22 protein-coding genes are annotated in these 25,699 nt (G+C 64.9%); 15 read left to right on the plus strand and 7 right to left on the minus strand.

Annotation, left to right across the window (positions count from 1 at the left end; translation table 11 throughout):
- The first annotated feature begins 10 nt into the window (after window positions 1-10).
- From AC07NK_RS17790 to AC07NK_RS17835, 10 genes are read left to right on the plus strand one after another with little or no spacing between them, the layout of a single operon-like run.
- Window positions 11-1,600 carry a pilus assembly protein TadG-related protein gene (locus tag AC07NK_RS17790; protein WP_495171946.1) on the plus strand — a complete coding sequence of 530 codons (1,590 nt, stop codon included), beginning with the start codon at window positions 11-13 and terminating at the stop codon, window positions 1,598-1,600.
- Window positions 1,597-2,094 (plus strand): TadE/TadG family type IV pilus assembly protein, encoded by a 498-nt coding sequence (locus AC07NK_RS17795; RefSeq protein WP_495171947.1) that lies wholly within the window; start codon window positions 1,597-1,599, stop codon window positions 2,092-2,094. Before AC07NK_RS17790 ends, AC07NK_RS17795 begins: the two co-directional genes overlap by 4 nt.
- Window positions 2,091-2,726, plus strand: a complete 636-nt coding sequence (locus AC07NK_RS17800; protein ID WP_495171948.1) for a TadE/TadG family type IV pilus assembly protein — start codon at window positions 2,091-2,093, stop codon at window positions 2,724-2,726. The genes AC07NK_RS17795 and AC07NK_RS17800 overlap by 4 nt, the downstream gene beginning before the upstream one ends.
- A gap of 10 nt (window positions 2,727-2,736) precedes the next feature.
- A complete protein-coding gene (locus AC07NK_RS17805; RefSeq protein ID WP_495171949.1) occupies window positions 2,737-3,930 on the plus strand; it encodes a CpaE/TadZ family protein in 1,194 nt (397 codons plus the stop codon).
- Window positions 3,931-3,935: 5 nt separating this feature from the next.
- Window positions 3,936-5,291 carry a TadA family conjugal transfer-associated ATPase gene (locus AC07NK_RS17810; protein WP_495171993.1) on the plus strand — a complete coding sequence of 452 codons (1,356 nt, stop codon included), beginning with the start codon at window positions 3,936-3,938 and terminating at the stop codon, window positions 5,289-5,291.
- Window positions 5,292-6,293 carry a type II secretion system F family protein gene (locus AC07NK_RS17815; RefSeq protein ID WP_495171950.1) on the plus strand — a complete coding sequence of 334 codons (1,002 nt, stop codon included), beginning with the start codon at window positions 5,292-5,294 and terminating at the stop codon, window positions 6,291-6,293.
- 4 nt (window positions 6,294-6,297) lie between these two features.
- Window positions 6,298-7,269 carry a type II secretion system F family protein gene (locus AC07NK_RS17820; RefSeq protein WP_495171951.1) on the plus strand — a complete coding sequence of 324 codons (972 nt, stop codon included), beginning with the start codon at window positions 6,298-6,300 and terminating at the stop codon, window positions 7,267-7,269.
- Between the two features lie 2 nt (window positions 7,270-7,271).
- Window positions 7,272-8,183: a LytR C-terminal domain-containing protein gene (locus AC07NK_RS17825; RefSeq protein WP_495171952.1), complete on the plus strand. Its 912-nt coding sequence runs from the start codon at window positions 7,272-7,274 to the stop codon at window positions 8,181-8,183.
- A 5-nt stretch (window positions 8,184-8,188) separates the two neighbouring features.
- Entirely contained in the window at window positions 8,189-9,001 is an 813-nt protein-coding gene (locus AC07NK_RS17830; protein WP_495171953.1) for a tetratricopeptide repeat protein, read from the plus strand.
- Window positions 8,998-9,480: an A24 family peptidase gene (locus AC07NK_RS17835; RefSeq protein WP_495171954.1), complete on the plus strand. Its 483-nt coding sequence runs from the start codon at window positions 8,998-9,000 to the stop codon at window positions 9,478-9,480. Before AC07NK_RS17830 ends, AC07NK_RS17835 begins: the two co-directional genes overlap by 4 nt.
- Window positions 9,481-9,489: 9 nt before the next feature.
- Here AC07NK_RS17835 and AC07NK_RS17840 read toward each other — a convergent pair whose 3' ends face one another.
- From AC07NK_RS17840 to AC07NK_RS17850, 3 genes are read right to left on the minus strand one after another with little or no spacing between them, the layout of a single operon-like run.
- Entirely contained in the window at window positions 9,490-9,612 is a 123-nt protein-coding gene (locus tag AC07NK_RS17840) for a DUF2474 domain-containing protein (RefSeq protein ID WP_495171955.1), read from the minus strand.
- Between the two features lie 2 nt (window positions 9,613-9,614).
- Window positions 9,615-10,625 carry a cytochrome d ubiquinol oxidase subunit II gene (cydB, locus tag AC07NK_RS17845; RefSeq protein ID WP_495171956.1) on the minus strand — a complete coding sequence of 337 codons (1,011 nt, stop codon included), beginning with the start codon at window positions 10,623-10,625 and terminating at the stop codon, window positions 9,615-9,617.
- Entirely contained in the window at window positions 10,622-12,031 is a 1,410-nt protein-coding gene (locus AC07NK_RS17850) for a cytochrome ubiquinol oxidase subunit I (protein WP_495171994.1), read from the minus strand. The genes cydB and AC07NK_RS17850 overlap by 4 nt, the downstream gene beginning before the upstream one ends.
- Before the next feature lie 365 nt (window positions 12,032-12,396).
- Between AC07NK_RS17850 and AC07NK_RS17855 the strand changes: the two genes are divergently transcribed.
- On the plus strand, window positions 12,397-14,190 hold the full coding sequence (locus tag AC07NK_RS17855; protein ID WP_495171957.1) for an ABC transporter ATP-binding protein: 1,794 nt from the start codon (window positions 12,397-12,399) through the stop codon (window positions 14,188-14,190).
- 86 nt (window positions 14,191-14,276) lie between these two features.
- Here the strand turns inward: AC07NK_RS17855 and AC07NK_RS17860 are convergent, their stop codons facing one another.
- The gene (locus AC07NK_RS17860) at window positions 14,277-15,167 is read right to left on the minus strand and encodes an AraC family transcriptional regulator (RefSeq protein ID WP_495171958.1); all 891 of its coding nucleotides are present in this window, start codon (window positions 15,165-15,167) and stop codon (window positions 14,277-14,279) included.
- A 109-nt stretch (window positions 15,168-15,276) separates the two neighbouring features.
- Here AC07NK_RS17860 and AC07NK_RS17865 point away from each other — a divergent pair, with 109 nt between their 5' ends.
- Window positions 15,277-16,023, plus strand: a complete 747-nt coding sequence (locus AC07NK_RS17865; RefSeq protein WP_495171959.1) for a phytanoyl-CoA dioxygenase family protein — start codon at window positions 15,277-15,279, stop codon at window positions 16,021-16,023.
- Between the two features lie 24 nt (window positions 16,024-16,047).
- On the opposite strand, the gene AC07NK_RS17870 is transcribed toward AC07NK_RS17865, so the two are convergent.
- Genes AC07NK_RS17870 through AC07NK_RS17880 form a run of 3 tightly spaced genes read right to left on the minus strand, consistent with a single transcriptional unit; the run spans window position 16,048 to window position 20,147 of the window.
- Complete coding sequence (locus AC07NK_RS17870; RefSeq protein WP_495171995.1) at window positions 16,048-16,908, minus strand: LysR family transcriptional regulator; 861 nt, start codon at window positions 16,906-16,908, stop codon at window positions 16,048-16,050.
- Between the two features lie 15 nt (window positions 16,909-16,923).
- Window positions 16,924-19,311 (minus strand): sodium:solute symporter, encoded by a 2,388-nt coding sequence (locus AC07NK_RS17875; protein WP_495171960.1) that lies wholly within the window; start codon window positions 19,309-19,311, stop codon window positions 16,924-16,926.
- On the minus strand, window positions 19,308-20,147 hold the full coding sequence (locus AC07NK_RS17880) for an HpcH/HpaI aldolase/citrate lyase family protein (RefSeq protein WP_495171961.1): 840 nt from the start codon (window positions 20,145-20,147) through the stop codon (window positions 19,308-19,310). Before AC07NK_RS17880 ends, AC07NK_RS17875 begins: the two co-directional genes overlap by 4 nt.
- Before the next feature lie 229 nt (window positions 20,148-20,376).
- On the opposite strand from AC07NK_RS17880, the gene AC07NK_RS17885 reads away from it, so the two are divergent.
- From AC07NK_RS17885 to AC07NK_RS17895, 3 genes are read left to right on the plus strand one after another with little or no spacing between them, the layout of a single operon-like run.
- On the plus strand, window positions 20,377-22,551 hold the full coding sequence (locus AC07NK_RS17885) for a TonB-dependent receptor (protein WP_495171962.1): 2,175 nt from the start codon (window positions 20,377-20,379) through the stop codon (window positions 22,549-22,551).
- A gap of 30 nt (window positions 22,552-22,581) precedes the next feature.
- Window positions 22,582-23,529 (plus strand): ribokinase, encoded by a 948-nt coding sequence (locus AC07NK_RS17890; protein WP_495171963.1) that lies wholly within the window; start codon window positions 22,582-22,584, stop codon window positions 23,527-23,529.
- Window positions 23,530-23,541: 12 nt separating this feature from the next.
- Window positions 23,542-25,683: a formylglycine-generating enzyme family protein gene (locus AC07NK_RS17895; RefSeq protein WP_495171964.1), complete on the plus strand. Its 2,142-nt coding sequence runs from the start codon at window positions 23,542-23,544 to the stop codon at window positions 25,681-25,683.
- Window positions 25,684-25,699: the final 16 nt, after the last annotated feature.

Raw genomic sequence — 25,699 nt, forward strand, 5'->3', positions numbered from 1 at the left:
GCGGCTGGCGATGCGCACCCTCCGCGATCTGCTGCGGGACGAGGGCGGCGCGGTCGCCCCCATCGTTGCGGTATCGCTGTTCGGGCTGGTCGGCGCGGCGGGGCTTGCATTCGACTATGCGCGGCTCGCTGGCCTCGACACCGAACTTCAGGGCGCCGCGGATCAGGCTGCGCTTGCCGCGGCGTCGCAGCTCGATGGGCTGACCGGCGCGCAGAGCAGAGCGACCTCGGCTGCGCAGAGTCTGATCGCAAATCGTGCGTTGTTCGCCAATGACGGGGTCGATCGCACCGTGACGGTGCCGACGATCGCCTTCTACTCGACCTTCAGCGACAGCGCACGGACCGCGGCGACCGGCGATACGGACTCGCATTTCGTGCAGGTCACCGTTGGCGCACGCACGGCACGCTATGCGCTGACGCCGATCGTGGGTGCGCTCAATTCCGGAGCGATCAGCGCTTCGGCGTCTGCAGGTGTCGGTACCGCGATCTGCAACGTCCCGCCGGTGATGGTGTGCAACCCATCCGAGCCGCTCAACAACGGCGACGAGCTGCTGGGGTTCAGCCCGGCGGTGGGCATCGGATTGAAGCTGATCACCGGCAATGCCGATGCGCCGGGCAATTTCGGCTGGCTCGAATCCAATGCCGGCAATGGCGCGAGCGCGCTGGCCGCGGCGCTGGGCTACAACAAGCCGCCGGGTAATTGCTCACCGCTGACGGGCGTGACGACCAAGACCGGAATGAGCGCGTCGGTGCTGTCGGCGCTCAACACAAGGTTCGACGTGTTCGCCAACGGCAACCAGACCTGTCCCTCGCAGGACGGCGGTACCTGTTCGCCTTCGAGCAACAGCCGCAAGGATCTGGTCTGCACCTCCAACAACGCGGCAAACTGTTCGAACGACACATGGGGCGAGTCGAGCCGGCCCTATCGCCCGACCAGTGCGGCTGCACTCGCAGCCAATGGCAGTGCCGACCCCGACATCATGGGCTATCCGCGCGACTTGTGCCACGCGGTCGCATCGTCGGCGCAATGCGGCACGATGGGCACCGGCAGCTGGGACCGCGACGCCTATTTCCGCGTGAACTACAAGCTCAGCGGTTCGGGGGCATGGACCGGCGCGACCGGACTGTCGGCCAGCGCGTCGCGCTACGAGGTCTATAAATGGGAGATGACGCACACGGCGATCACCGTGGGTGGACAGTCCTATGGCATCTCGATCGCCCAAGGGCTGGGGGGCGGTAATGGCAATGGCAACGGTAATGGCAACGGTAATGGCAACGGAGCTCAGCCGACCGGCTTCGGGCATCCCGCGACCGGCCGGACAGGGCTGACCCCCGGCGCAGAGGGTGACCGGCGTCGCATTTCGATCGCCGTCCTCAACTGCCGAGCGCTGACGTTGCACGGCAAATCGACCAACGTTCCTGTCGCCAAATGGCTCGACGTGTTCCTGGTCGAACCGGCCTTCACGCGGAAGAGCGGCAATGTCGCGTACACCGATTCCAAGGAGGTCTATGTCGAGGTGATCGGCGAGACACTCGCCGGTGCGAACGGCGCCAATCAGGCTCAGGTGGTGCGGCGCGACGTGCCGTATCTGCTGCAATGAGGCGGCTGGCGCCTTTGCTGCGGCGCTGCCGCTCGGGGTCGGTCGGCGTCGAGATGGCGCTGGTCACCCCGGTGATCCTGATCCTGATGTTCGGCCTGGTCGACCTCGGCAATTACTTCATGTCGGAACATGTCGTGGTGAAAGCGGTGCGCGATGGTGCCCGCTATGCCTCGCGCCGAGGTTTTGGCGAATATAGCTGCGCTTCGGCATCGACCGATGTCGTGACCAAGACGCGCGCGATCACGCGGACCGGCACGATCAGCGGCGGGACGGCGCGGCTGGTCGGCTGGACCGATCCCACCAGTGTGACCCTGACGGTGAGATGCGACAGTTCGGGCACCTATTCGGGGATCTACAAAGGCGCAGCGAATGGTGTGCCGGTGGTGAAGGTGGCGGCGGTGGTGCCGTATAATTCGCTCTTCAGGCACTTCGGTTTCACCACGGCGACGATCAGCCTGACCGCGGCGTCGGAAGTACCGGTGATGGGGGTATGATCGCTCGCCGCCTTCTGGCCGATCGGGGCGGGGCAAGCGCGGTGGAGTTCGCGGTGGTGCTGCCGCTGCTGATCGTCTTTCTGCTGGGCTCGGTCGATCTCGCCCGCTTCCTGTGGGAGTGCAACCGCGCGGAAAAGGCGACGCAGACCGGCGCGCGCTATGCGGTCGTGACCGATATCGTGCCGGGCGGGCTGGCAGCCTACAGCTTCACCGTCAGTGGCGGGCTGTTGCAGGGGGACCTGGTGCCGCAAGCGAGCTTCGCGGGGGCGAGTTGTGTCTCGACCGCTGTGACGGGGAACAACGCGACCGCAGTCAATTGCAGCTGCATCGCGGGCTCCTGTCCATGGCTCGGCACCGCGAACCTTGCAGCGTTCAACAAGGTGGCGGCGCGGATGCGGCTGATCTTCCCGCGGTTGACCGCGGCGAATGTCGAGATTCGCTACGAATATTCCGGGCTTGGCTATGCCGGCGATCCCAACGGCGCCGATGTCGCGCCGCTGGTGGTCGTACGCCTGCGCAATGTCAGTTTCCGGCCGGTGCTGATGAGCTTCTTCAAGACCAACAGCATCAGCCTTCCTGCGTTCAGCGCCTCCCTCACGCTCGAGGACGGGAGCGGAAACGTGGCGAATTAGGAGTGACGATGTGGAAGTTCGTAACGTGAGTGAATGGGGGCCGGGCGGCTGGCGGGTACGCAGCAGCGCGGTTGCGGTCGAGCTGGTGCTGTCCCAGGCCGAGATCGGCGCGAGCGAGATGGGGCCAAGCCGGCGCAATGACTTCGTCATCGACCTGACCGCGCTGGAACCCAACGCTGAAATCCCCACGGATATTGCTGCCCGCGCGCAGACCATCGTGGTTGAAGTGTGCGCAAAAGACCCTGGTTCGATCCGGAGGCTCGAGCGGTTGCGTGAACGCTATCCACGGCTGATTGTCGTCGCCGCTGCGCGCGACACGTCGCTCGCCACGGTCCGTGCGCTGTTGCGTATCGGTGCGAGTGACGTCGTTTCGCTCCCGTTGATCCGCAGCGAGCTCGAAGCAGTGATCGAGCGGCTCGGAGAGCAGATGGGCCAGAGCGACCCCGCGCCGGGTAAGCTCGTCACCGTCATCAAGAGCGTCGGCGGTGTGGGCGCGACCGCGTTGGTGACGCAGCTTGCAGCGCTCTACGCGACACGGGAGGGTAAGGCGGGGCGCGAAACGGCGCTATTCGACCTCGACCTGCAGAACGGCAACGCTGCGACCTATCTGGGGCTCGAGGCGAACCTGACTGTGGGCGACCTGCTCGACGCGGGATCGCGGCTCGACCTTGCAGTGCTCCGTTCGGTTCCGGTGAAGCACGCGACGGGCCTCGCCGTCTTCGCCGCGCCGGTCGATATCCTGCCGCTCGAATCGATCGACATCGACCAGGTCTGCAATCTCGTCGAGCTGGCGCGGACCAGCTACGATACGGTGTTCCTCGATCTGCCGAGCGACTGGACGAACTGGTCGCTGTCGCAGCTGGCGCGGGCGAGCACGATCCTGTTCGTGGTCGACCTGACCATCGCGAGCCTTGCCAAGGCGCAACGGCAATTGGCGCTGCTCGAACGGCTGGGCATCGCGCCGGAGACCGTCCGCATCGTCGTCAACCGGGTCGAGAAGAAGCTGTTTCGCTCGATCGACCTTGGCGATGCCGAGCGGGTGCTGCGGCGGCCGGTCGCGTTCACCGTGACCAACGATTTTCCCCTGATGATGGCGGCGCTGAACGAGGGAATCCTGGTCACCGACATCAAGGGCAAGAGCCGGATCGGCCGCGATGTGGAGACGATGATGGACGGTCTCGACGAATTGCTGGGCCGGAGTTGAACGCGATGTGGCAGATCAAGAACAGCGCACGCATCGCGGATCGTTCCGCCGCCCCTGCGGTCGAGACCGAGAGCAAGACTGAGGATGTAGCGCGCTGGACCGAGCTGAAAGTCGAACTGCACCAGCGATTGCTGGATCAGATCAACCTGTCTGCGCTCGAGACGATGACGCCGGAACTGATCCGGTCCGAGATCGGCGACATCGTGCAGGATCAGCTTGCGCTCCAGAAGCACGCGCTGAACCTCAGCGAGCGCCGACAGCTGGTGAGCGACGTGCTCGACGAATTGCTGGGCCTCGGCCCGATCGAGCCGCTGCTCAAGGATCCGACGATTACCGACATCCTGATCAATGGCCCGCAGACCGTGTTCGTCGAACGCGGCGGGAAGCTGGAGGAGACGCGGGTCCGATTCAAGGACGACCGGCACCTCTTGCGGATCATCCAGAAGATCGTTTCGGCGGTGGGCCGCCGGATCGACGAATCCTCACCCTATGTCGATGCGCGGCTGGCCGACGGATCGCGCGTCAACGCGGTGGTGCCGCCGCTGGCGGTCGACGGGCCGCTGATGTCGATCCGCAAATTCGCCAAGACCCCGATCACGATGGAGCGGCTGACCGAATTGGGCAGTATCCCGGAGGACATCGCGCAGGTGCTGGCGGCGATCGTTGCGGCGCGGCGTAACGTGCTGATTTCGGGCGGTACCGGCTCGGGCAAGACGACCCTGCTCAATGCGATGTCGGCTTACATCGACGGTGCCGAGCGCATCGTCACGATCGAGGATTCGGCCGAGCTGCAGCTCCAGCAGCGTCATATCGTGCGGCTGGAGACACGGCCCGCGAACATCGAAGGGGCAGGGGAGGTCACCCAGCGCGATCTGGTCAAGAACGCGCTGCGGATGCGTCCCGACCGCATCATCGTCGGCGAAGTCCGCGCCGGCGAGGCGTTCGATATGCTTCAGGCGATGAACACCGGCCATGACGGGTCGATGACGACCGTCCACGCCAATACACCCCGCGACGCGCTGTCCCGCATTGAACAGATGATCGGGATGAGCGGGATCGACATCCCGGTCAGCTCGTCGCGCTCTCAAATCGCGTCTGCGATCAACGTAGTGATCCAGGTCGGACGGCTCGGCGATGGCGGACGGCGCTTGTTGAGCGTGTCCGAAATCACCGGAATGGAGGGTGAGGTGATCACCATGCAGGAGATCTTCCGCTTCCGCATGACTGGCCGTGATGCCGACGGCGCCGTGCAGGGCAAGTTCGAGGCGACAGGTATTCGCCCCAAATTCATGCAAGAGCTGAGCGATCGTGGCATCGATCTCCCCGCCGGACTGTTCCGGCCCGAACTGGCGCTGCGCTAGATGAGCGACAGCACCCTTCGCCTCCTGATCCTGCTGCTGGTGTTCGGCGCGACTCTGTTCGCCGTTGACGTGGCGCTGCAATGGATGCGCAGTTCGCGCAACCAGAAGCGTGCGGTCAACAAGCGGCTGGATATGATCGAGCATGGCGCCGATCAGGCGATGATCGCGGCCAAGCTTCGGCGGGATTCGCTGGCAGGTGCGATCGACCTGCCCGGTGTGCTGGGCGGGCCGGGAAAGCGGCTGGAAAAGATACTGCGTACCAGCGGGTTGCCCTTCTCCCCGATCCAGATCGCGGCGTGGATGGCGATGGCGGGGTTTGGCATCTTTGTGGTGGCGCTTGCCATCGCGGTGATGACCGGAGTGGGGATCACGCTGGGCGTGATCGTGATGATCGCGACCTTTGCCGGCGTGGTCGGCGTCGCGCTGCCGCTGCTGGTCTTCGCGCGCACGGCGGACCGGCGGCACAAGAAGCTGAGCGAGCAATTCCCCGTCGCGCTCGATATCTTCGTGCGCGGGTTGCGCGCCGGGCATCCGGTGGCATCCGCGCTCGACCTGCTGACGCGCGAAATGTCCGATCCGATCGGCAGCGAGTTCGGACTCGCGGCGGACGAGGTGACCTATGGCGCCGATCTGCGCGACGCGCTGCATAACATGGCCGAGCGGTGCGATCTGGATGACATGCGGATGTTCGTGGTTTCGCTCGCGATCCAGAATGAGACGGGTGGCAACCTCGCCGAAATTCTCGAGAACCTGTCAAAGGTGATCCGCGAGCGTGCGAGCATGGCGATGATGGTCCGGGCGCTGAGCTCCGAAGGGCGGATGACGGGAACGATCCTGACCGTCTTGCCGCTGTTGGCATTCACCGTGCTGTTCCTGCTCAACCCGGCCTTCTATCTCGACGTGGCGGGCGACCCCGCCTTTCTGACCGGGTTTGCTGGGCTGATCGTGCTCTATTTCGTCGGGTTTTTCACGATCCGGCGCATGGTCGATCTGAAGGTATGATGCGATGATCGCTGACTTCGCCCCACAACTGTCCCGCACGTTCATTCTGGTGCTGGTGTTCGTGCTGGCGTCGGGACTGGCGCTGGCGACGTCGACGCTGGTGCGCAACCGGTCCCGGGTGCGGGCGAGGCTGCACGCGATGTCGCGCGGAAGCATTGCGGTGACGAGTGGATCCCTGCGTGGCGAGCAGCAGTCGACCGCGTGGCACCGGCTGGTCAACACGATCGAGCGGAGCGGACTTTCGCTCGCCGACACCAACGGCGCCGCGCTGTCCGATCGGCTTGCGGAGGCGGGGTTCGCTTCTCCGGTGGCGCCGCGCATCTACACGCTGGTTCGGCTGGTTGCGACGCTGGGGCTGCCGGCATTGTTCGTTGTGGTTGCGACACTCACCGGTCGGACCGGATCACTCGGGCGGCTCTATGTGATCGGCGCGGCGCTGGCTTTGGCGGGACTCTATTTGCCGGCGCTGTTCGTCCGCGCGCGCGTCGACCGGCGGCGTGACCGGCTGACCCGTGATTTTCCCGATGCGCTCGATCTGATGCTCGTCTGCGTCGAGGCGGGACTCGGACTCGAAGCAGCGCTCGACCGGGTCGGACGCGAGATGATGCATTCGCACCCACTGGTCGCGAAACTGTTTGCCGGGGTGGTGCTCGAACTCCGCGCCGGACGCAGCCGCGAGGATGCGCTGCATCGAATGGGCGAGCGTGCGCGGGTCGATCAGATCCGCTCCTTCGTGACGCTGGTCATCCAGTCCGATCGGTTGGGGTCGAGCATCGGCAAGACATTGCGCGTCTATGCTGCCGAGATGCGCGAGCGCCGTCGCCTGGCCGCCGAAGAGAAGGCGCACAAGCTGCCGGTGCTGCTGTCGATCCCGTTGGTTGCGTGCATGCTGCCCGTGATGATCGGGGTGCTGATGCTGCCTGCGGCGATCCGTGTGGTGCGTGACCTGATTCCGGCAATGTCGGGGGGAGGGTAACGATGACTGCCGCCCGCCCGTTCTGGCTTGCGCTGGCCGTTCTGGGCTTGCTCAACGGATGCGGCGCCTCGCGCGGCGTGTCGGGAGTTCGGGCGGTCGGCGACCTTGCGGTCGGACAAACCAGCATCGCAGCAGCCAATGCGCTGGTCGAGCGCGGGCAATATGGTCTCGCGATAGCCGCGTATCGGCGCGTGCAGCGCCTCGATCCCGCGAGCAGCCCGGCGCTGGAAGGGTTGGCGATCAGCTACGAGCTGTTGGGCCGGGCCGACCTTGCCGATCGCTATTATCAGGAGGCGCTGGCGTTGGCGCCGCGGAACCCCCGCATCTACCAGAATTTCGCCGCCTTCCTGCGCGCGCAGCGGCGCGATGCCGATGCGGCGCAACTGCTGGCCGATATGCGGATCGCGCTGCCCGAGGCCGAGGCGGCGTCAGTGGAAGCATCCATACCTCCGGCCCACACGGACGCCGCACCTGCCGCGGTTGCTGCTGCGGAGCCTGATGTCCGGCTGATCCGGCAATCCGAGCGCGCGACTTTGGTGGTGACGATGCCGCGCCTGGCGGTTGCACCACCCGCCGCATCGGTCGCGGCGCTTCCTCCCGCTTCCTCACCGCCGGTGACGCTCGGCCTTCGCCCCCTGCGCGTCGTCAACGCGGTCGGACGGTGGGGCGTGGCACGACAGACCGCAGCGTTGCTGGCGAAGCGGGGATTCACGGGAGCCGAGACGGGTGACGCCGCCTTCAAGCTGAAACGCAGTCGCATCCTCGTTCCTGCACACAGCCGTGAGCTGGGCGAGCGGCTGGCGCAAAACCTGCCCTTTATGGCGCGGGTTGAGGAAAGCGCGCGCGTCGATCGGGTCCAGATCCTGATCGGCGCGGATGCGGTAGCGGCGCTGGCGCGGGTTCGCAGGGTATGAGGTGGGTGATCGGGCTCATTGCAGCGGCACTGGCATCAAGCATGTCGGCGCGGGCATCTGCCGGGGAGGATCTGGCTGTCATTGCCGCGGCGATCCGTGCAGGGCGGCTGATCCAGGCGGAGGTGATGCTGGCGCGATTGCCTGTAGCCGCGGGTAGAGAGGCGGCGGAGGCGGTCGCCGATGTCCGCGGACAGTTTGCGCTCGCGACCGGGGCCTCCGAACAGGCGCTGAGCATCTTCGATGCGCTGCATAGGGAGGCGCCGACGCGATGCGACTATGGTCGCGATTTCGGCGTAGCTGCGGCGCGCATGGCGGATGCGCGTGCGCTTGACGCGCTGCAGGAAGCCGAGCTGCATTGCGCGACCTGGCAGAGCGAACAGACGCTGGGCATCGTCTTCGCGCAGATGCGACGCTGGGACGAAAGCGAACGGGCATTTGCGCAGTCGCTGCAATTGTCGCCGCGCAATGCGGTGACGCTCAACAACCGCGCTTTCGCGCGGATCGAGCAGGCGCGGTTTGACGACGCGCTTGATGATCTGCGTGCCGCATTGCGGACCGCGCCGGGGGACCGCCGTGTCATCAACAATATTGATCTGGTGGAGGGTGCACGCGGCAACCGGCCGCGGCGGCAGGGGGTGGACGACGACAGCGGCTGGGCATCGCGGCTGACCCTCGCCGCAAAGGGGGCCTTGCGCGCCGGGCGGACCGAGCTGGCGCGGGCGATGCTGGCACAGGCTGTCGAGGTCAGTCCGTACCATGCGGACGAATCCAGCGCGCTGCTGGCAGGGCTGGGTGACGTGAGGGGAGAGGGGCCATGATCGTGACGGTGTTGCTGGGCGCGTTCGTGCTGCTGCTCGCAGCGGCGGGGATCCAGGACGTATACCAGCTGCGCATCTCCAACGCCTTTCCGGTGGCAATCCTTCTCCTCTTTCCGATCTACGCGCTGATCAAAGGGGTCGATGCGACGATCTGGCAGAATGGAGCGGTGTTCCTCGCCGTGCTTGCGCTCGGTATCCTTGCCTTTGGCGCGCATTGGCTGGGGGGCGGTGACGTCAAGCTGCTGGCAGCGACGGCGTTTTGGTTCGACATCTCCGGTGCAGCATGGCTGATCGGCGGGATCGCGATGCTGGGCGCAGCGATCGCATTGCTCTTCATCTTCTTCCGCCGCATCATTCCCGAGCCCTTGCTGCTGCGGTCGGGCATGATCTCGCTCAAGCGCCGCGGGCCGATCCCCTACGGACTGGGGATCGCCGGCGGAGCCATCGCCGCGATCCTGATGGGGCATGTCAGCCCATAAGGAACGCGCTCAGGCCTTGAGCCAGAACCGGATGACGAACGCGACCGCGCCGAGCACGGTTAGGCTCATCACCCAGATCGCGACCAGCCAGGCGATCCGTTTCCACCAGGGGCCGGCGTTTTCGCCATCCATCGTCAATGATACCCCTCGGCGGTGACCTTTCCGCGGAAAACCCAGTAGGAAAAGGCGGTGTAGCCGAGGATGATCGGGATCAGCACGACCGCGCCGACCAGCATGAACCATTGGCTCGATGCCGGAGCGGCAGCCTCCCAGATCGTCAGGTGATCCGGCACGATATAGGGGTACATGCTGATGCCGAGGCCGATGAAGCTCATCAGGAACAGCGCCAGCGCGAGGAAGAAGGGACGCGCCTCACGCCGCTTGCGGATCGAGCGGTAGAAGGCGAAGGCGATGATCGCGGTCAGCAGCGGCACCTGAGCGGTCAGCAGGACGGCGGGATAGCCGAGCCACTTCTCGCGATAGGCATAGTCGAGATTGAGCGTCGCCAGACTGACCAATCCGATCACCGCCAGTGTTGCGATCCCCGCCGGTTTGGCGAGGCTGAAGGCGCGATCCTGGATGCTGCCGTCGGTCTTCCAGATCAGCCAGGTCGCGCCGAGCAGGGCATAGCCGCACACCACGCCGACGCCGGTCAGCAGGCTGAACGGTGTGAGCCAGTCGAGCCACCCGCCCGCATAGACGCGGTTCTCGATCGCTATCCCCTGCAGCATCGCGCCGAGCGTGACGCCCTGACAGAAGGAGGCGACGATCGATCCGCCGGCAAAGGCGATGTCCCACCAGCGCCGGTGATCGGGATCGCGCCAGCGCGCCTCGAACGCGACACCGCGGAACACCAGCCCCAGCACCATCGCGATGATCGGCGGATAGAGCGCGGTCATCACGACGCCATAGGCCAGCGGGAATGCTGCCATCAGCCCGCCACCGCCCAGCACCAGCCAGGTTTCGTTGCCGTCCCAGACCGGCGCAATCGAGTTCATCGCGGTATCGCGCTCCTGTCCGACCTTGAAGGTCGGGAAGAGGATGCCGATCCCGAGATCGAATCCGTCCATCACGATGTACGCGAACACCGCGAAGGCGATGATGAATGCCCAGACCGTGGCGAGGTCGAAATCGACGGCGCTCATATCTGGCCCTCCGGATGCTGTGCGGGTCCGGGGGTAATGCCGGCGGTGCGGATCGGCGCATCTACGTCGATATGGTCCTCACCGCGATGCGCGCCCTTGGCCATCAGCTTGAGGATGTACCAGGTGCCGAAACCGAACACCGCGAAGTAGACGACGACGAATGCGATGAGCGAAGCGCCCACCGCGGGCGCCTCCAGCGGCGACGCGCTCTGGGCGGTGCGCAGGAAGCCATAGACGGTGAAGGGCTGTCGCCCGACTTCGGTGGTCACCCATCCGGCGAGCACCGCGACGAAGCCTGACGGTCCCATCACCAGCGCTGCCCTGTGAAGGAGCGGCCAATCGTAGAGCCGTTTGCGGAAGCGCGCGAACAAGCTCCACAGCCCCATGCCGAGCATCGCCATGCCCATGCCCACCATGATGCGGAACGACCAGAAGACGATGCCGACCGGCGGCTGGTCCTGCGGCGCAATCGTGTCGAGCCCGGCGAGCGGCGCATCTGCGTCGTGCTTCAGGATCAGCGATGAGGCCTTGGGAATCTCGATGGCATAGTCGACGCGTTTCTCGGCGGAATTGGGGATGCCGAACAGGATCAGCGGCGCGCCGTCGGGGTGGCTCTGATAGTGCCCCTCCATCGCCATCACCTTGGCCGGCTGATGCTCGAGCGTATTGAGGCCGTGGAGGTCGCCCGCGACAATCTGAACCGGCGCGACGATCGCCGCCATCCACATCGCCATCGAGAACATTTTGCGCGCATGCGGATCGGCGCGATCCTTGAGCAAATGCCATGCGCCGACCGCTCCGACGACGAATGCGGTCGTGAGGTAGGCTGCGATGACGGTATGGGTCAGGCGATAGGGGAAGCTGGGGTTGAACACGATCGTCCACCAGCTGCCTCCGGGCACGAACTGGCCGGCTGCGTTGATTTCGAAGCCGACTGGCGTCTGCATCCAGCTGTTCGCGGACAGGATCCAGGTGGCCGAGATCAGTGTACCGACCGCGACGGCCAGGGTGGACGCGAAGTGCAATCCCTTTCCGACCTTGTTCATCCCGAACAGCATGACGCCCAGGAAGCCCGCTTCGAGGAAGAAGGCGGTGAGCACTTCATAGGCCATCAGCGGCCCGATGATCGGGCCTGCCTTGTCGGAGAAGACCGCCCAGTTGGTCCCGAACTGGTAGGACATGACGATCCCGGAGACGACGCCCATCGCAAACGCCACCGCGAAGATCTTCACCCAGAATTTGAAGAGGTCGAGATAGAGCTGCTTGCCGGTTTTCAGCCACAGGCCCTCGAGCACCGCAAGATAGCTGGCCAGCCCGATCGAGAACGCCGGGAAGATGAAATGGAAGCTGACGGTGAACGCAAACTGGATTCGCGCCAGCAGGATCGGGTCGAAGCCCTCGAACATGAAATTCAACCTCATGCCCTTGCTCGACATAGAATGCGCCGAACTTCGGGTGAAGGCAATCATTTGGGGCGTATCGGCCGGCGGACCCATTGGGCAAATTGTCCAAACCGATCGAATGACGATCGATGCACCCATGCACATCGACGGCTTGCCAGTCCGATCGGATGCGGTTACATCCCGCCTTCGTTTCAATGCGAAGAAGGGAGGGCCTAAATGTCAGATAGCATCACACGCCCTTCCGGTGAGTTCCGCACCAATGGGCGTTTCCGCCACTAGGTCCTGAAGCCACCCTGATCCGGGTTCCCACCCGCATCACCCCAAATCGATATCGCATTGGAGACGGCGCCTTGGCGCCGGTTCACGACATGACACAAGACACTGACCGCCCGGACTCGATCCGTCGCGTCCTGCGCTTCGCTTTCCGTCACTGGATGCGGCAGCGCGGGCGTGCTGCCTTTATCGCCCTCTTCATCACCGTCGCGACGGTGACGGAGATCTTCATCCCGATGTTTGCGGGTCGCCTGATCGATGCGCTCGCGGCCAATCTGCGCAGCGAGGCGCTGGCATTGTTCGCGGCGATGGCTGCGCTCGGCCTTGCGATGGTGGTCCTGCGCCACATCGCCTGGGCGGGTATCATTCCCTTCACGCTGCGCATGATGCGCGACGTGACGCAGGATGGCTTCCACCGCGTCCAGCGCTTCTCGACCGACTGGCATGCCAACAGCTTCGCGGGCTCGACCGTCCGCAAGATCACTCGTGGCATGTGGGCCTTCGATACGCTCAACGACGTGCTGCTGCTCCAGTTGCTGCCATCGCTTGCAGTGCTGGTCGGCACGATGTTCCTGCTCGGTTGGCACTGGCCGGTGCTGGGGCTGGTGATGGCGATCGGTGCCATTGCCTATGTGGCGATGACGGTGGTTCTGGCGACGCGCTGGGCGTCGCCCGCGGCGACGCTGTCCAACGCGTGGGACACCCGGATCGGCGGACACCTTTCCGACTCGATCGGTTCGAACGCCGTCGTCAAGGCGTTCGGCGCGGAGCAGCGTGAGGAAGCCCGCGTCGGCAAGCTTCTTGCCAAATGGGCAAAGCGTACGCGGCGCACCTGGCTGCGCTACACCTGGTCGGGCAGTGCGCAGATCGCGGTGCTGTGGACGATCCGCAGCGCGATCACCGGCACCGCATTGTGGCTGTGGTGGCGCGGGGCAGCGACGCCGGGCGATGTCACCTTCGTTCTCGCGAGCTATTTCGTGGTCCACGGCTATCTGGTCGATGTCGGCTTCCACATCCATCATCTGCAGCGCTCGGTGAACGAGATGGAGGAGCTGGTCGACCTGCACGATCAGCCGCTGGGGATCGAGGATCGCACGGACGCCGAGCCGATCCGCATCACCGCGGGTGAAGTGCGCTTCGACGACGTTACCTTCCGCTATGGCGGGCACGAGACGCCGCTCTACGAGCATCTCGACCTGCACATCCGCGGCGGCGAGCGTGTCGGTCTGGTCGGTCATTCGGGTTCGGGCAAGACGACCTTCGTCAAGCTGATCCAGCGTCTCTACGACGTGAACGAGGGCAGGGTGACGATCGACGGGCAGGACGTATCGCATGCGACCCAGCAGTCGCTGCGTGCCCAGATCGCGATCGTTCAACAGGAGCCGATCCTGTTCCATCGCAGCCTTGCCGACAACATCGCCTATGCCCGGCCCGGCGCGAGCCTGGCGGAGATCGAGACTGCGGCACGACTGGCCAATGCGCACGACTTTATCCTCAAGCTTCCGCGCGGTTATGCGACACCGGTCGGCGAGCGCGGGGTGAAGTTGTCGGGTGGTGAACGCCAGCGTGTTGCACTGGCCCGTGCTTTCCTGGCCGACGCGCCGATCCTCATCCTGGACGAGGCGACCTCGAGCCTCGATTCAGAGAGCGAGGCGCTGATCCAGCAAGCGATGGACCGGCTGATGAAGGGGCGCACTGCGATCGTTATCGCGCACCGGTTGTCGACGGTGCGCACGCTCGACCGCATCCTGGTGTTCGATCAGGGCCGGGTCATTGAGGACGGCGATCACGATACGCTGCTCGCCGATCCGGATGGCCGATATCGCCGGCTGTTCGACCGGCAGTCGGGCAATATCGTGGACGACGAACCGGTGCTGGCTGAGGCGTAGGTGCCGTTCTGAATTGGGAGTCTGTGCCCGGGATATGTCTTCATATTCCGGGCACAGACTCCAGCCCCTTGCCCACGGGGGGGATATCAGCCGGATATCCGGCGATACCCCTGTGGTGAGACACCGATCTCGCGCCTGAACGCGCGCGAGAAATTGTGGACCGTGCTGAACCCGAGCTGGTGCGCGATTTCGGTGATACTCCAACTCGAATGGAGCACCAGTTCGGCGGCCTTCTGCATCCGCGCGCGAATCTGCATGTCTCGCGGGCCTTCGCCATGCGTTTCGCGAAACAGCTTGCGGAAATGGGATTCGCTCAACCGCGCATCGGCGGCCAGCGCCTTGAGGTCCAGCGCCGCCTCGGGCTTGGCCACGATACGCTCCGCCGCACGCCGCATCGCCGGCCAGTGCAGACCCGCACTGGCAGCAGGCGCCGACAGGCCCGTCGCGATCTCGCCGAAGATTTCGAGCATCAGGCCGGACACACGAAGCGGGCGTCGCGCGCCGCGATGCTCCGCGATCGCCTGTCGCATCAGCGCATAGATTGCGGGGCCGTTGACGACCGGCAGCAGGCCGGCCCAGCCCGCGATCGGCTGTCGCGTCCAGACGGGGTGCATGTCGGGGTGGGAGCCTTGCGGATATCGAGCGCCGCTTCGAACGCGAGGGCTGCGTTCGGCATCGTGCACCAGATCGAAATGCAGATAGGCAACGAACATCGTTGGGGATACGCTGCGCATCTCGTGAAGTACGCCGGGCGGGATCCAGATCAGGTCACCCGGGCCGACGTTGAAGGCATCGTCGCCCACCGAAAAATCCCCGGTTCCCGAGACGATATAAACCAGGAGATAGTCGAGCACGACCCAGCGTTTGATGTGCCACGGGCCGCGCCAATGCTCAAGCGCGCCGCGGACATAGGGGGACAGCATCGCGGCGAGGGCATAGTCGGTGCCTGTCACTGCTTCGGTCGTCGTTGCGTTCATCCAGACAGGATAATCGTTTGGGATACGTATTGCACGCTGCAGGTAAAGACGCTGCGCTCCGGGAAATTAGGGTGAGGAAATGCCGACACCATGACCGGGGAGAAACCGCATGCCCTATCCTGAGCCGACCTATGACGACATCGTACGCTTCAACGCCGATGGATTCCTTGTTGTCCGGGATGTGATCGACCCCATCGAGCAGCAGGCGCTGGCGGATATGGGCGCGGAGATGATTGTGCGTCCCGCGGACTGGGGGAACGACTGGGACTGGCGTCGGGGCGAGCCACTGGACCAGCGCGGCTTCCGTATCGTTCAGAGCGGAGTCGATCGGCATTTTCCGTGGCTGCCCGTTTCGCGCTTCCGGGACTGGGCAGGGCGGTTCGGCGGCGCACTGATGGGGCAGGAGATGGCATTCTGGTACGAGCAATTTCTGGCCAAGCCTCCCGGCACCGGCGCGCCTACGCCGTGGCATCAGGACGAAGCCTATTGGGGACGTACCCTGCTCAATCGTGGTGTGACCTGCTGGACTGCGTTCCACGCCGTTGGCGTAGAGAATGGCTGCATGCATTTTGTGCGGGGCGGTCACCGAACGATGCTGGAGCACCGCAATCCGCCGGAGATGGCGAGCGACTTGCTGGTATGCGATGTCCCGGATGACAGCGACATCGTCGTTTGTCCGATCGAGGCGGGCAGCGTTACGTTCCATCACAGCGCGACCCCGCATATGACCACCGGGAACATGACGGAGCGCTGGCGGCAATCGCTGACCCAGCATTTCCGCGCGCCCGATTGCGCGACGCTCGAGCCGGATCACTACCCTTGGCGCGTCCGTGTCAGCCAGCGGGACGGCGAATGACAATGCGTGCGCCCGGCGCGAAGATCAGCTTTCGATTTCGTCCAGCAGCACCTCGACCAGACGCAGGCGAACCGTGGCGCGCGACCATACGATGCCGATGCGGCGACCGATCGGGTCGCCCGGCAAGGGCAGGCGGCAGAGGTTCAGCCCCTCGGGCCAGGGCGGCATCCAGTCAGGAACGAGCGATACGCCAAGACCGCGGTCGACCATCACCGCAATCGCATTCAGCGCGTTGAGTTCGAACCGCTCGCGCGGAACGATGCCGGATGCGCGCAGATATTCGTCGGCGCGCCGTCCGCCCCATTGATTGCGGTCGTAGCGGATCAGCGGTTCTTCGCGCAGCAGGGCATGAGGGTCGCGATCCGCCAGCGCGGGTGGCGCGAGCACGATCAGCGGTTCTTCGCGCAGCACCTGCCACTCGCAGGTCTTGGGCAGCGCGTGCGGGGCTTCGAGCACAAAGGCGGCGTCGAGGTTGCCCGCCTCAACCTCGGCATAGAGCTGGGCCGAGTGGCTTGAGCGGATATGGACGTTGATCTGAGGGAATTTGGCGCTGACCCTTGCGAGGATTTCCGGGAGCATCCCGATCAGCGGGGTGGTGCAGGCGCCCAGCCGCAGCTCGCCGCTGAGATCGCCGTCACGCGCCAGGCTCCGCAGATCGGCGACATCACGGAGCAACTGGCGGGCTTGAGCGAGGATACGGTCGCCCTGCTCGGTCATCCGCACGGTCCGCCCCACCCGCACGATCAGCGGAGCGCCCAGTTCACGCTCCAGCGCGTGCAGTTGCTGAGCGACCGCGGACGGACTCAAGGTCAGCGCGCGCGCCGCCGCCGCCATCGATCCATGTTCGACCACCGCCACGAAGGTCCGCAGGAAGTTGATGTCGATGGTGTGGTTCTCCGCTTAGATCTCAGCCTTCTTACGCGCCCTGTCGTAGATCGTCAGGCCCTCCAGCGAATGCGCCGGTGGCGGGAAGAACAGGCTTGCGAGATAGCCGATCACGATTGACGCCATGATCGCGAGCGCCAGATACCAATAGGGGTGGATCAGCCCGAAGATCCAAACCGCCAGCGTCAGCAGCGACGCGGCGACGATTCCGATCGCAACACCCTGCCAGTTGGCGCGACGGGTGAACATGCCGAGCGTATAGGCGCCGGCGCAGCTGCCGCCGAGCAGACCGAACAGTTCGATCGTCAGGTCGAGCAGCGAGTGGATGTCCATCCGCGACAGGATGATCGCGATGCCGATGCCGATCAGGCCGACAAGCACGCTCATCCATTCGGCGAAGCGGACCGTCTGCGCCTGCGTTGGATTGCGGAACTTGCCGTAGAAATCGACAGACAACAAAGTCGCGACCGAATTGATGATGCCGGACAGCGTGCCCATCGCCGCCGCAAACAGGCCGGCGATGATCAGACCGGTTATCCCGGCGGGCAGCTCGGTGCCGATGAATGCCGGGAACACCGCATCGATCGGCAGCATCGGGTTCAGCTGTGCCGGGTTCTCCCGGTAATAAGCGAACAGGACCGTGCCGATGATGTAGAACATGAAGGCGCTTGGCAGCAGCACGACAGCGAACACCCAGACCGACCGGCTTGCTTCCTTCTCAGACGGGGTCGCCAGCACCCGCTGCATCAACACCTGATCCTTGGGGAAGGTGAGCACGACGTCGAACAGTACAAGGATCAGGAACCCCCACAGGGTCGGCTGGGTGATGTCGAAGCTCAGATTGACCATGTCGGTCTTCTCGAACGCGCGGGCGGTATCGACGATCGGCATCAGGCCGAGCTGGTAGACGATGTAGCCGATCGCGAAGCACGCGCCGCCGGTCAGCACCATCACCTGGAAGACGTCGGTCCACACCACCGCCTTCATCCCGCCGAGCGCGGTGTAGATGATCGTGAACACGCCGACGATGACGATGCACGCGACGATGTTGGTGTCGGTGATCGTGCCGATCGCCATTGCCGGCAGGAACAGGACGATGCCCATGCGTCCGCCGATCTGCATCAGCATCCACAGCGCGCTCGACAACAGGCGGATCGACGGATGGAAGCGTGTTTCGAGATAGTTGAATACCGACACCAGATTGAGCCGCCGGAACAGCGGTACGATCCAGATCGCGACGAAGATCAGGCCGACGATCGTCGACATCTTCGACATGATATACTGCCAGTTGGTCTCGTACGCCTTGGCCGGGATTGCCAGATAGCTGATCGAGCTGATGCTGCCCGCGAACATGCTGATCCCGGCCGCCCAGGCCGGGATCGAACGGCTACCCAGGAAGAACTCGTTGGACGAGCTGCCCTTCGCACCGCGGTAGAAGTAAAAACCGACGCCGAGCATCCCGAACATGTAGACGGCGATGATCAGCCAATCGAAGATCGCGAGCGACTGGCGTTCGCTGACCAGTTCGGTCGCTGCGAAATCGAACCCGCTGGTGCCCTCCCGCGCCACCAGTAAACCGTCGCCATAGCCGAGCGCGGCGCGCGCCGTGCCGGCTTGCGGGGCGCCGAGCGCCGCCCACGCGTCGGTGATCGCGCTATAACTATAGAGCCGCGTCGACCCGCCCGCGTCGGTGCCGAGGTAGAGGAGATAGGCCTGCCCGATCGCGCGGGCCGAGCCGGGGAGGATCGTCGCCGGGGCTCGCGCGCCCGCACGCCAGCCCTTGTCCGGGAACCAGCGCCATTGCGCGCCGCCCGACAGGGTCACGAATGCCCCCTTGTTCTGAGCACCCAGAGCGATCGGGGCGCCACCGCCGGGCCAGGCGGGCTGTACGGTCCAGCGGCCGGGTGCGGACAGTGAGAGCCGGAAAAGCCGGTTGGCGCCATCGGTGCCGATACCGGCCACCCATAGATTGTCGCCGGCGATCGCCGCCTGCGCAGCGCGCATCGGCGCGGGCAGCGCAGTCACATGAAGCGTGGCGAGGCTGCCATTGGCGATCGCGAGCCGGGCGATCCGCTCTGCGAGGCCCCCACGGCCGATAATGACGACAGCGCGGTTTCCGTCGCTGGCGGTGCCGGTGATCGCGCCGAGGCTGGCAAGGGTGCCTGTGTTCAGCGCGGCCCAGCTGCGTTTGTCGGCAGCCAGCCCGAATGCGGCCTTTTCCAGCAGCACAACGGGCTGCCCGTCCACGCCAACCAGCCGGATCGTTCCCTCGACCCCGGGCAAGGCGGGCAGGGCGGTTACCTTGCTCGAAACCGGCGCGCCCGCGTTGGCGATGCCGGGCGTCAGGCACAATACTGCCGCGAGCAGGGCCGGCAGCCATGACAGAATGAAACGGACGATCATGCTGCATCTCCCGCACGATCGAGCTGGGCTTGCGCCTGGGCGATCATCGGCCGGTCGACCATTCGTCCCTCGAACAGGAAGGCTCCGCGACCGTCCGCGGCCGCAACGCGCGCCGCTGCGACCAGCCGCCGCGCGGCGGCAAGATCGCGGTCCTGCCCGAATATCCGGTTGGCGGCGGCGATCTGGCTGGGGTGGATACAGGTCTTGCCGATATAGCCGAGCGCATGGGCCATCTCTGCTTCGGCACTAAATCCTGCCTCGTCCCGCAGGTCGGGCCAGGCGCCGTCACATGCGAAGACGCCCGCCTCGGCGGCGCCGATCCGGACCTGCCACAACGCAATATGGACATTGCGCGGATCGCGGCGCTCTGCGCCCAGTGCCGCGAACAGGTCGTTGAGGCCGACTTGCAGTCCGGCGACGCTGGGGTGGGCGCGGGCAATGTCGGCGGCGCGAGCCAGCGCGCGCGGGGTTTCGATATTCACCAGCAGCTCGACCGGTTCGCTGCGCGTCTCAGCGATCGCGTGCGCGGCCGCGATGGTGCCGGGAGCATCGTCGATCTTGGGAATGTTGAGCATGCCGACATTGCAGCCTCGCAGCGCGTCGAGATCTGCCGCGAAATCCGTGCTGCACGGATCGTTCACGCGGACGATGATCTGTTTGGCGGTCTGGCGTGCTGCGTCGCTGTCGAGAAACGCGGCGAGGCGTTCGCGCGCGGCCGCCTTGCCTTCGACCGGAACCGAGTCCTCAAGGTCGAAGGAAAGCGCGTCTGCATCGCTCGCCATTGCCTTGTCGAAGAACTCGGGACGCGAGCATGGCACGAACAGCTTGCTGCGCATCGAAACAGATCCTCCCCGCCGGGTCTATCCCGGTCGCTGCCATCGATAGCTGCGCGCGCAGGAAATTGATGCTGGTTTCACACAGCAGAAATTGTGCGGTCTCGTGGCTGGCTTCGATTCGGGACCGCAGAAAATGTCGGGTATGAACGCAGCACAGCCCCGGTTTTGTCGTTCTGCGTCCAGAGTAAGATGCGCGCCGATAAGAGCAAATATGAATTGGGAGGGGATAATGAGGAATTTCGCGCGCGCTACGGTTGGAGCGCTCATGCTCGGTGGCATCGCGATGCCGGCCTGGGCGCAGTCCGATACTGGCGCAGCCGAGCCTGCGACCGCTCAGGATAGCACTGACGAGAACGCCAAGGACGTGATCGTCACCGGAAGCCGCACGCCCAAAGCGGTCGACAAGATCCCCGGCGCGATCACCGTGATCTCGGCTGCCGAGCTCTCTCGCTCGCTCACCCTGACCGAAGACAATACCGCGGTGCTGGCGAAGACCGTGCCCGGCTATTCGGAATCGAACCAGACCCTCAACACGCTGGGCGAGACGATGCGTGGTCGCGCCGCGCTCTATCTGTTCGACGGTGTTCCGCAGTCGACCCCGCTGCGTGACGGCAGCCGCAACGCAACCTTCACCGATATGTCGACGGTCGAGAAGATCGAGGTCATCGGCGGCGCGTCTGCGGCCGAGGGCATCGGTGCGGCCGGCGGCGTGATCAACTATATCTCACGGCGCGCGACCCGCGACGGTTTCCACGCCAACATCGGTGGACGTTTGGGCAGTCAGTTCCGTGACGACAGCGAGACCTGGGGCATCAAGGGCGACATCGCCTACAAGTCCGGCGCGTTCGATGTGTTCGCCGCCGCGGCCTATGTCGATCGCGGGATGACTTATGACGCGAAGGGTCGCCGCATCGGCTTGTCCGCGTCGAGCTCGCTGGCCGATTCGACCCAGCGCAACTTCTTCCTCAAGGTCGGCACCGATTTCGGGACTAATGGTCAGCAACGGCTGGAAGCGACGGGCAGCTATTTCAAGCTCGCGAGCAAGGGCGGCTATCACTATGTCGCCGGCAACCGCGCGCTCGGTCTCCCGGATACTGCCGAACCCGGCCCGCTGCTGGTCAATGGCCGCGACGTGCTGCGCGAGGAATTCAACGAGTTCATCCAGGGCGCGTTGACCTATAATCATTCCGACCTGTTCGGCGGCAACCTCATCATGACCGCCTATTATGCGAAGCAGGCGATGCGCTATGGCGGAGAGAACAGCACGGATCGTCAGGACCCGCTGATTGCGCCGATCGGCACGCTGGTCGATCAGTCGGAGATCCGGTCCGAGAAATACGGCCTGCGGACCTCCTACTCGCGCCCCGATTTCCTCGTCGACGGTCTTGAAGTCCGTGTCGGCATCGATGCGGTGCATGACGAGACCGAGCAGCGTCTGGCCCTGACCAACCGGGTCTGGGTGCCTCCGATGAAGTATACGAGCTTCGGCCCGTTCGTTCAGCTGTCCTGGGATATCGGCCCGGTTACGCTTTCGGGCGGCCTGAGGCATGAGAACGGCACGATTAAAGTCGACGACTACACCACGACCTTCTTCCGCGGCCGGCAGGCCGTGAAGGGTGGCGAGCTCAAATATGAGAACAACCTGTTCAACGGCGGCGTGATCGTGCGGCTCGGCCACGGTTTTTCGGCATTCGCGTCGTACAGCGAAGGCTTTACACTGCCCAACGTCGGCATTCCGTTGCGCAACATCAGCATCCCGGGTCAGTCGGTTGCGAGCACCTTTGACGAGCTGCAGGCGGTGGTGTTCGAGAACAAGGAAGTCGGTGTGAACTGGCGCGGCAGCTGGGGCAGCTTCGGCATCTCACGCTACAATTCCTATTCGAAGCTGGGCTCGACCTATGGCGTCGATCCGGTGACGCTCGACTTCGTGCTCAACCGCCGCCCGATCCGGATCAAGGGCTGGGACATGACCGCAGAGGTCCGCCCGGTCTCGCAGCTGCGCCTCAATGCGGTCTATAGTTCGCTCGAGGGCTATACGAGTCCGGCCAATTTCCAGAGCCGGCCGCTCAACGTTCAGCTCGGCATCGTCAACATCGCACCCGACAAGCTGAACCTCAGCGCGACGTGGACGCCGACGGAGGAAGTCTCGCTGTCGTTCGGGATGGACAAGACCTTCGACCGTACCGTCCGCACGGGCCAGACCGTGACCGAACGGACGACGGGCCGTACGTTGTTCGATCTGACCGCGAAGTATCGGGTCAAGGAGGTCGGAACGGTCTCGCTGGGCGTCGAGAATCTGTTCAACAAATATTACTTCCTCGCCTTCTCGCAGATCGATTTCTTCCAGAACTATTTCGCTGGCCGTGGGCGCACCGTGTCGCTGACACTCAGAAGCGATTTCTGAGCCCGCGCGACGTTTGATAAGAGGACCGTTATGACCGGGACCACACCCGGCGGCCGGGTGCTGGTCGCCGGATCCGCCAATGTCGACTTTGTCGTCCGCGCGCCGCACATTCCGGCTCCGGGAGAAACGGTGCTGGGCGGGGATCTGTCGGTCGTGCCGGGCGGGAAGGGCGCCAATCAGGCCGTCGCTTCCGCCCGAGCGGGCGGGGCCGAGACCGCGATGCTCGTCGCGCTTGGCGACGATCCCTCGGCGGCGGTGCTGGAGGAATCGCTGCGGGCAGCCGGGGTTGATCTCCATCTGGTCCGCAGCGCCCGCCCGACCGGTGCCGCGCTGATCACCGTATCCGACGGGGCCGAGAACGCGATCACCGTCGCGCAGGGTGCGAACGGAGATTTGGCGCCGGAGCATCTGCCATCGCTGGACAGGGTTTCGTGGTTGCTGCTCCAGCTCGAAACCCCGATCGCCAGCGTCATCGCCTATGCGCGCGCGGCCCGGGTCGCGGGTGTTCGGGTGATGCTCAATGCTGCGCCGGCACAGCCGCTTCCTGCAGAGCTGCTGGCGCTGCTGGACCTGCTCGTGGTCAATGAAGAGGAACTGTCGGCGATTGTCGGCAAGCAGGGCAGCATCGCCGAGCGGCTCGCGCGGACCGGCGTCGCCACCACCGTTGTGACGTTGGGTGAGCGGGGCTGCTGTGCGTCCGATCACGGGACCTTGATTGCGCAGGCCGCCTTCTCCGTCACGGCAACCGATACGACGGCGGCAGGCGACACCTTCTGCGGGGTGCTGGGAGCCGCGCTGGCGGGAGGCACCGATCTGCTCGGTGCGCTGCGCCGGGCGGCAGCGGCGGCGGCGCTGTCGGCCACCCGTGCCGGAGCGCAGATCAGTATCCCGACCGCGACAGAGGTTGCCACCTTCCTCGCCGATGCGGCCGAAGCCGATGCGCGTACACTGGCCGCCTATTGCGGCATAAGCGAGTAGATCCCGATTCCGATGACCGACCAACCGATCCGCACCACCAGCGACTATAAGTTCAGCCACGCGCTGACCGGCCCCTATCTGCCTACCCCCGGCAAAGCGCTGGGCTGGCCATTTCAGGAAATGGGCCGCTGGCGGATCGACGCCGATGGCGAGGCCGACGAATGGGTGCAGGGCCTGATCGAATGGCGGCGCGAGCATCTGCTGCGCATCGGCTTCGACGACAGCCTCTACCGCCACCCCGACCTCGTTTGGGCGCAGGGCAATTTCGTCCATGCGTTGCTGATGGTCGAGGATCGCTATTTCTACGATCCCGACACCGGCCGCTACACGGTCGACCGCTATCTCGACGATCTCGAGGCGCGGTTCGGCGGGATCGACAGCGTGCTGCCTTGGTACATCTATCCCAATATCGGGATCGATGACCGCAGCCAGTTCGACCTCGCCGATGCGCTTCCGGGCGGGGTCGAGGCGCTGAAACAGGTCGTCGCCGATTTCCATCGGCGCGGGGTCAAAGTGTTCCTGCCGACGATGCCGTGGGACAATGGCACGCGTGAGGGCGACCGGCCCGACTGGGAGCGGATGGCGGATCTGGTCGCCGCGACCGGCGCCGACGGGATCAACGGCGACACCTATTCGGGTGTGCCGCGCGCTTTCCACGTCGCTTGCGAGGCACGCGGGCGGCCGGTGATCCTCCAGCCCGAATCCACCGCGCAGGCGGGCGACCATCATTTGTCTTGGAACCTGCAGAGCTGGACAAAGCGGGTGCCGGACGAGAGCATTCCGACCGTCATCAAGCTCAAATGGCTCGAGCCGCGTCACATCATCAACATTGAGAACCGCTGGAGCCGGAACCGGACCAACGACCTGCAGCACGCCTTCTTCAACGGTATCGGCTATGTCGCGTGGGAGAATGTCTTCGGTTTCGTCAATCTGATCACCGATCGCGATGCCGAGACGCTGCGCCGGGTGGCGATGGTCCAGCGGCAATTCGCGTCGCTGTTCGTGAGCAAGGACTGGCGGCCGTATGAGCGCACGCTGCAGTTCGGCATTTTCGCCAGCCGCTTCCCGGGCGAGCGACGGACGCTGTGGACGTTGATCAACCGCAGCGAATTCGCAGTCGCTGGCGAGCAGCTAAGCGTCCCGCACGTTGCGGGGACGCGCTATTACGACGTGTGGAACGGTAGCGAACTGTCGCCGCGGATCGAGGGTGATCGTGCGATCATCGAATTGGCGATCGACGGACGCGGCTTTGGCGCGGTGCTGGCGACAACCGGCGACGAGCCCAGCCTCGCCGATTTCCTGAAGGCGATGGCCGATCGGGCCGCGACGCCACTATCGTCTTTCTCATCGGCCTGGCATGCTGCGCCGCAGGAGCTGGTCGAGATCGAAGTAACCGCGCCCTATGGCGTCGCGCCGGCCGGGATGGTCGCGATCCCCCCCGCCGATTTCGACTTCAACGTGCGTGGCGTCGTGATCGAGGGCTACGCCACCGCCGGCGTCGATATTCAATATCCGTGGGAGCCCGATCCGCGCCGCACCCATCGCCACCGTGTGAACATCCCGGCCTTCGCGATCGACAAATTCCCCGTCACCAACATCATGTTCAAGCGGTTCCTCGACGCGAGCGGCTATGCGCCGAACGACAGCCAGAACTTCCTCGCCCACTGGATCGACGGCGCGCCGCCTGCAGGATGGGAGAACAAGCCGGTCACATGGGTCGGAATCGAGGACGCGCGCGCTTATGCCTCCTGGGCGGGCAAGCGTCTGTGCCGCGAATGGGAATGGCAATATGCCGCGCAGGGCAGCGACGGCCGCCGCTATCCGTGGGGCAATGACTGGAACCCCGAGGCCGTTCCGGAACCGTGCCTCGACCGGACGATGTCCGATCCCGCCGATGTCGACGCGCATCCGGCGGGCGCCAGCCCGTTCGGGGTGATGGATCTGGTCGGCAATGTCTGGGAATGGACCGACGAGTATCGCGACCGCCATGTCCGTGGCGCGGTGCTGCGCGGCGGCAGCGCTTATCAGCCGCAGACCAGCCACTGGTATTTCCCGCCGGCCTATCGTCTCGACGAGCATGGCAAATATCTGCTGATGGCGCCGGCCAAGGATCGCTCGGCAGGGATCGGGTTCCGTTGTGCCGTCGATCTCTGAACCTGCCCAATCTTTC

The organism is Sphingomonas sp. GW821-FHT09B04, from assembly GCF_059418285.1.

What these genes read in the sequence shown, in the direction of transcription:
- AC07NK_RS17790 (WP_495171946.1), top strand. Translation starts at nt 11, where the DNA reads ATGCGCACCCTCCGCGATCTGCTGCGGGACGAGGGCGGCGCGGTCGCC.
- AC07NK_RS17795 (WP_495171947.1), top strand. Translation starts at nt 1,597, where the DNA reads ATGAGGCGGCTGGCGCCTTTGCTGCGGCGCTGCCGCTCGGGGTCGGTC.
- AC07NK_RS17800 (WP_495171948.1), top strand. Translation starts at nt 2,091, where the DNA reads ATGATCGCTCGCCGCCTTCTGGCCGATCGGGGCGGGGCAAGCGCGGTG.
- AC07NK_RS17810 (WP_495171993.1), top strand. Translation starts at nt 3,936, where the DNA reads ATGTGGCAGATCAAGAACAGCGCACGCATCGCGGATCGTTCCGCCGCC.
- AC07NK_RS17815 (WP_495171950.1), top strand. Translation starts at nt 5,292, where the DNA reads ATGAGCGACAGCACCCTTCGCCTCCTGATCCTGCTGCTGGTGTTCGGC.
- AC07NK_RS17820 (WP_495171951.1), top strand. Translation starts at nt 6,298, where the DNA reads ATGATCGCTGACTTCGCCCCACAACTGTCCCGCACGTTCATTCTGGTG.
- AC07NK_RS17825 (WP_495171952.1), top strand. Translation starts at nt 7,272, where the DNA reads ATGACTGCCGCCCGCCCGTTCTGGCTTGCGCTGGCCGTTCTGGGCTTG.
- AC07NK_RS17835 (WP_495171954.1), top strand. Translation starts at nt 8,998, where the DNA reads ATGATCGTGACGGTGTTGCTGGGCGCGTTCGTGCTGCTGCTCGCAGCG.
- AC07NK_RS17840 (WP_495171955.1), bottom strand. Translation starts at nt 9,612, where the DNA reads ATGGATGGCGAAAACGCCGGCCCCTGGTGGAAACGGATCGCCTGGCTG.
- cydB (WP_495171956.1), bottom strand. Translation starts at nt 10,625, where the DNA reads ATGAGCGCCGTCGATTTCGACCTCGCCACGGTCTGGGCATTCATCATC.
- AC07NK_RS17850 (WP_495171994.1), bottom strand. Translation starts at nt 12,031, where the DNA reads ATGTTCGAGGGCTTCGACCCGATCCTGCTGGCGCGAATCCAGTTTGCG.
- AC07NK_RS17855 (WP_495171957.1), top strand. Translation starts at nt 12,397, where the DNA reads ATGACACAAGACACTGACCGCCCGGACTCGATCCGTCGCGTCCTGCGC.
- AC07NK_RS17860 (WP_495171958.1), bottom strand. Translation starts at nt 15,167, where the DNA reads ATGAACGCAACGACGACCGAAGCAGTGACAGGCACCGACTATGCCCTC.
- AC07NK_RS17865 (WP_495171959.1), top strand. Translation starts at nt 15,277, where the DNA reads ATGCCCTATCCTGAGCCGACCTATGACGACATCGTACGCTTCAACGCC.
- AC07NK_RS17875 (WP_495171960.1), bottom strand. Translation starts at nt 19,311, where the DNA reads ATGATCGTCCGTTTCATTCTGTCATGGCTGCCGGCCCTGCTCGCGGCA.
- AC07NK_RS17880 (WP_495171961.1), bottom strand. Translation starts at nt 20,147, where the DNA reads ATGCGCAGCAAGCTGTTCGTGCCATGCTCGCGTCCCGAGTTCTTCGAC.
- AC07NK_RS17885 (WP_495171962.1), top strand. Translation starts at nt 20,377, where the DNA reads ATGAGGAATTTCGCGCGCGCTACGGTTGGAGCGCTCATGCTCGGTGGC.
- AC07NK_RS17890 (WP_495171963.1), top strand. Translation starts at nt 22,582, where the DNA reads ATGACCGGGACCACACCCGGCGGCCGGGTGCTGGTCGCCGGATCCGCC.
- AC07NK_RS17895 (WP_495171964.1), top strand. Translation starts at nt 23,542, where the DNA reads ATGACCGACCAACCGATCCGCACCACCAGCGACTATAAGTTCAGCCAC.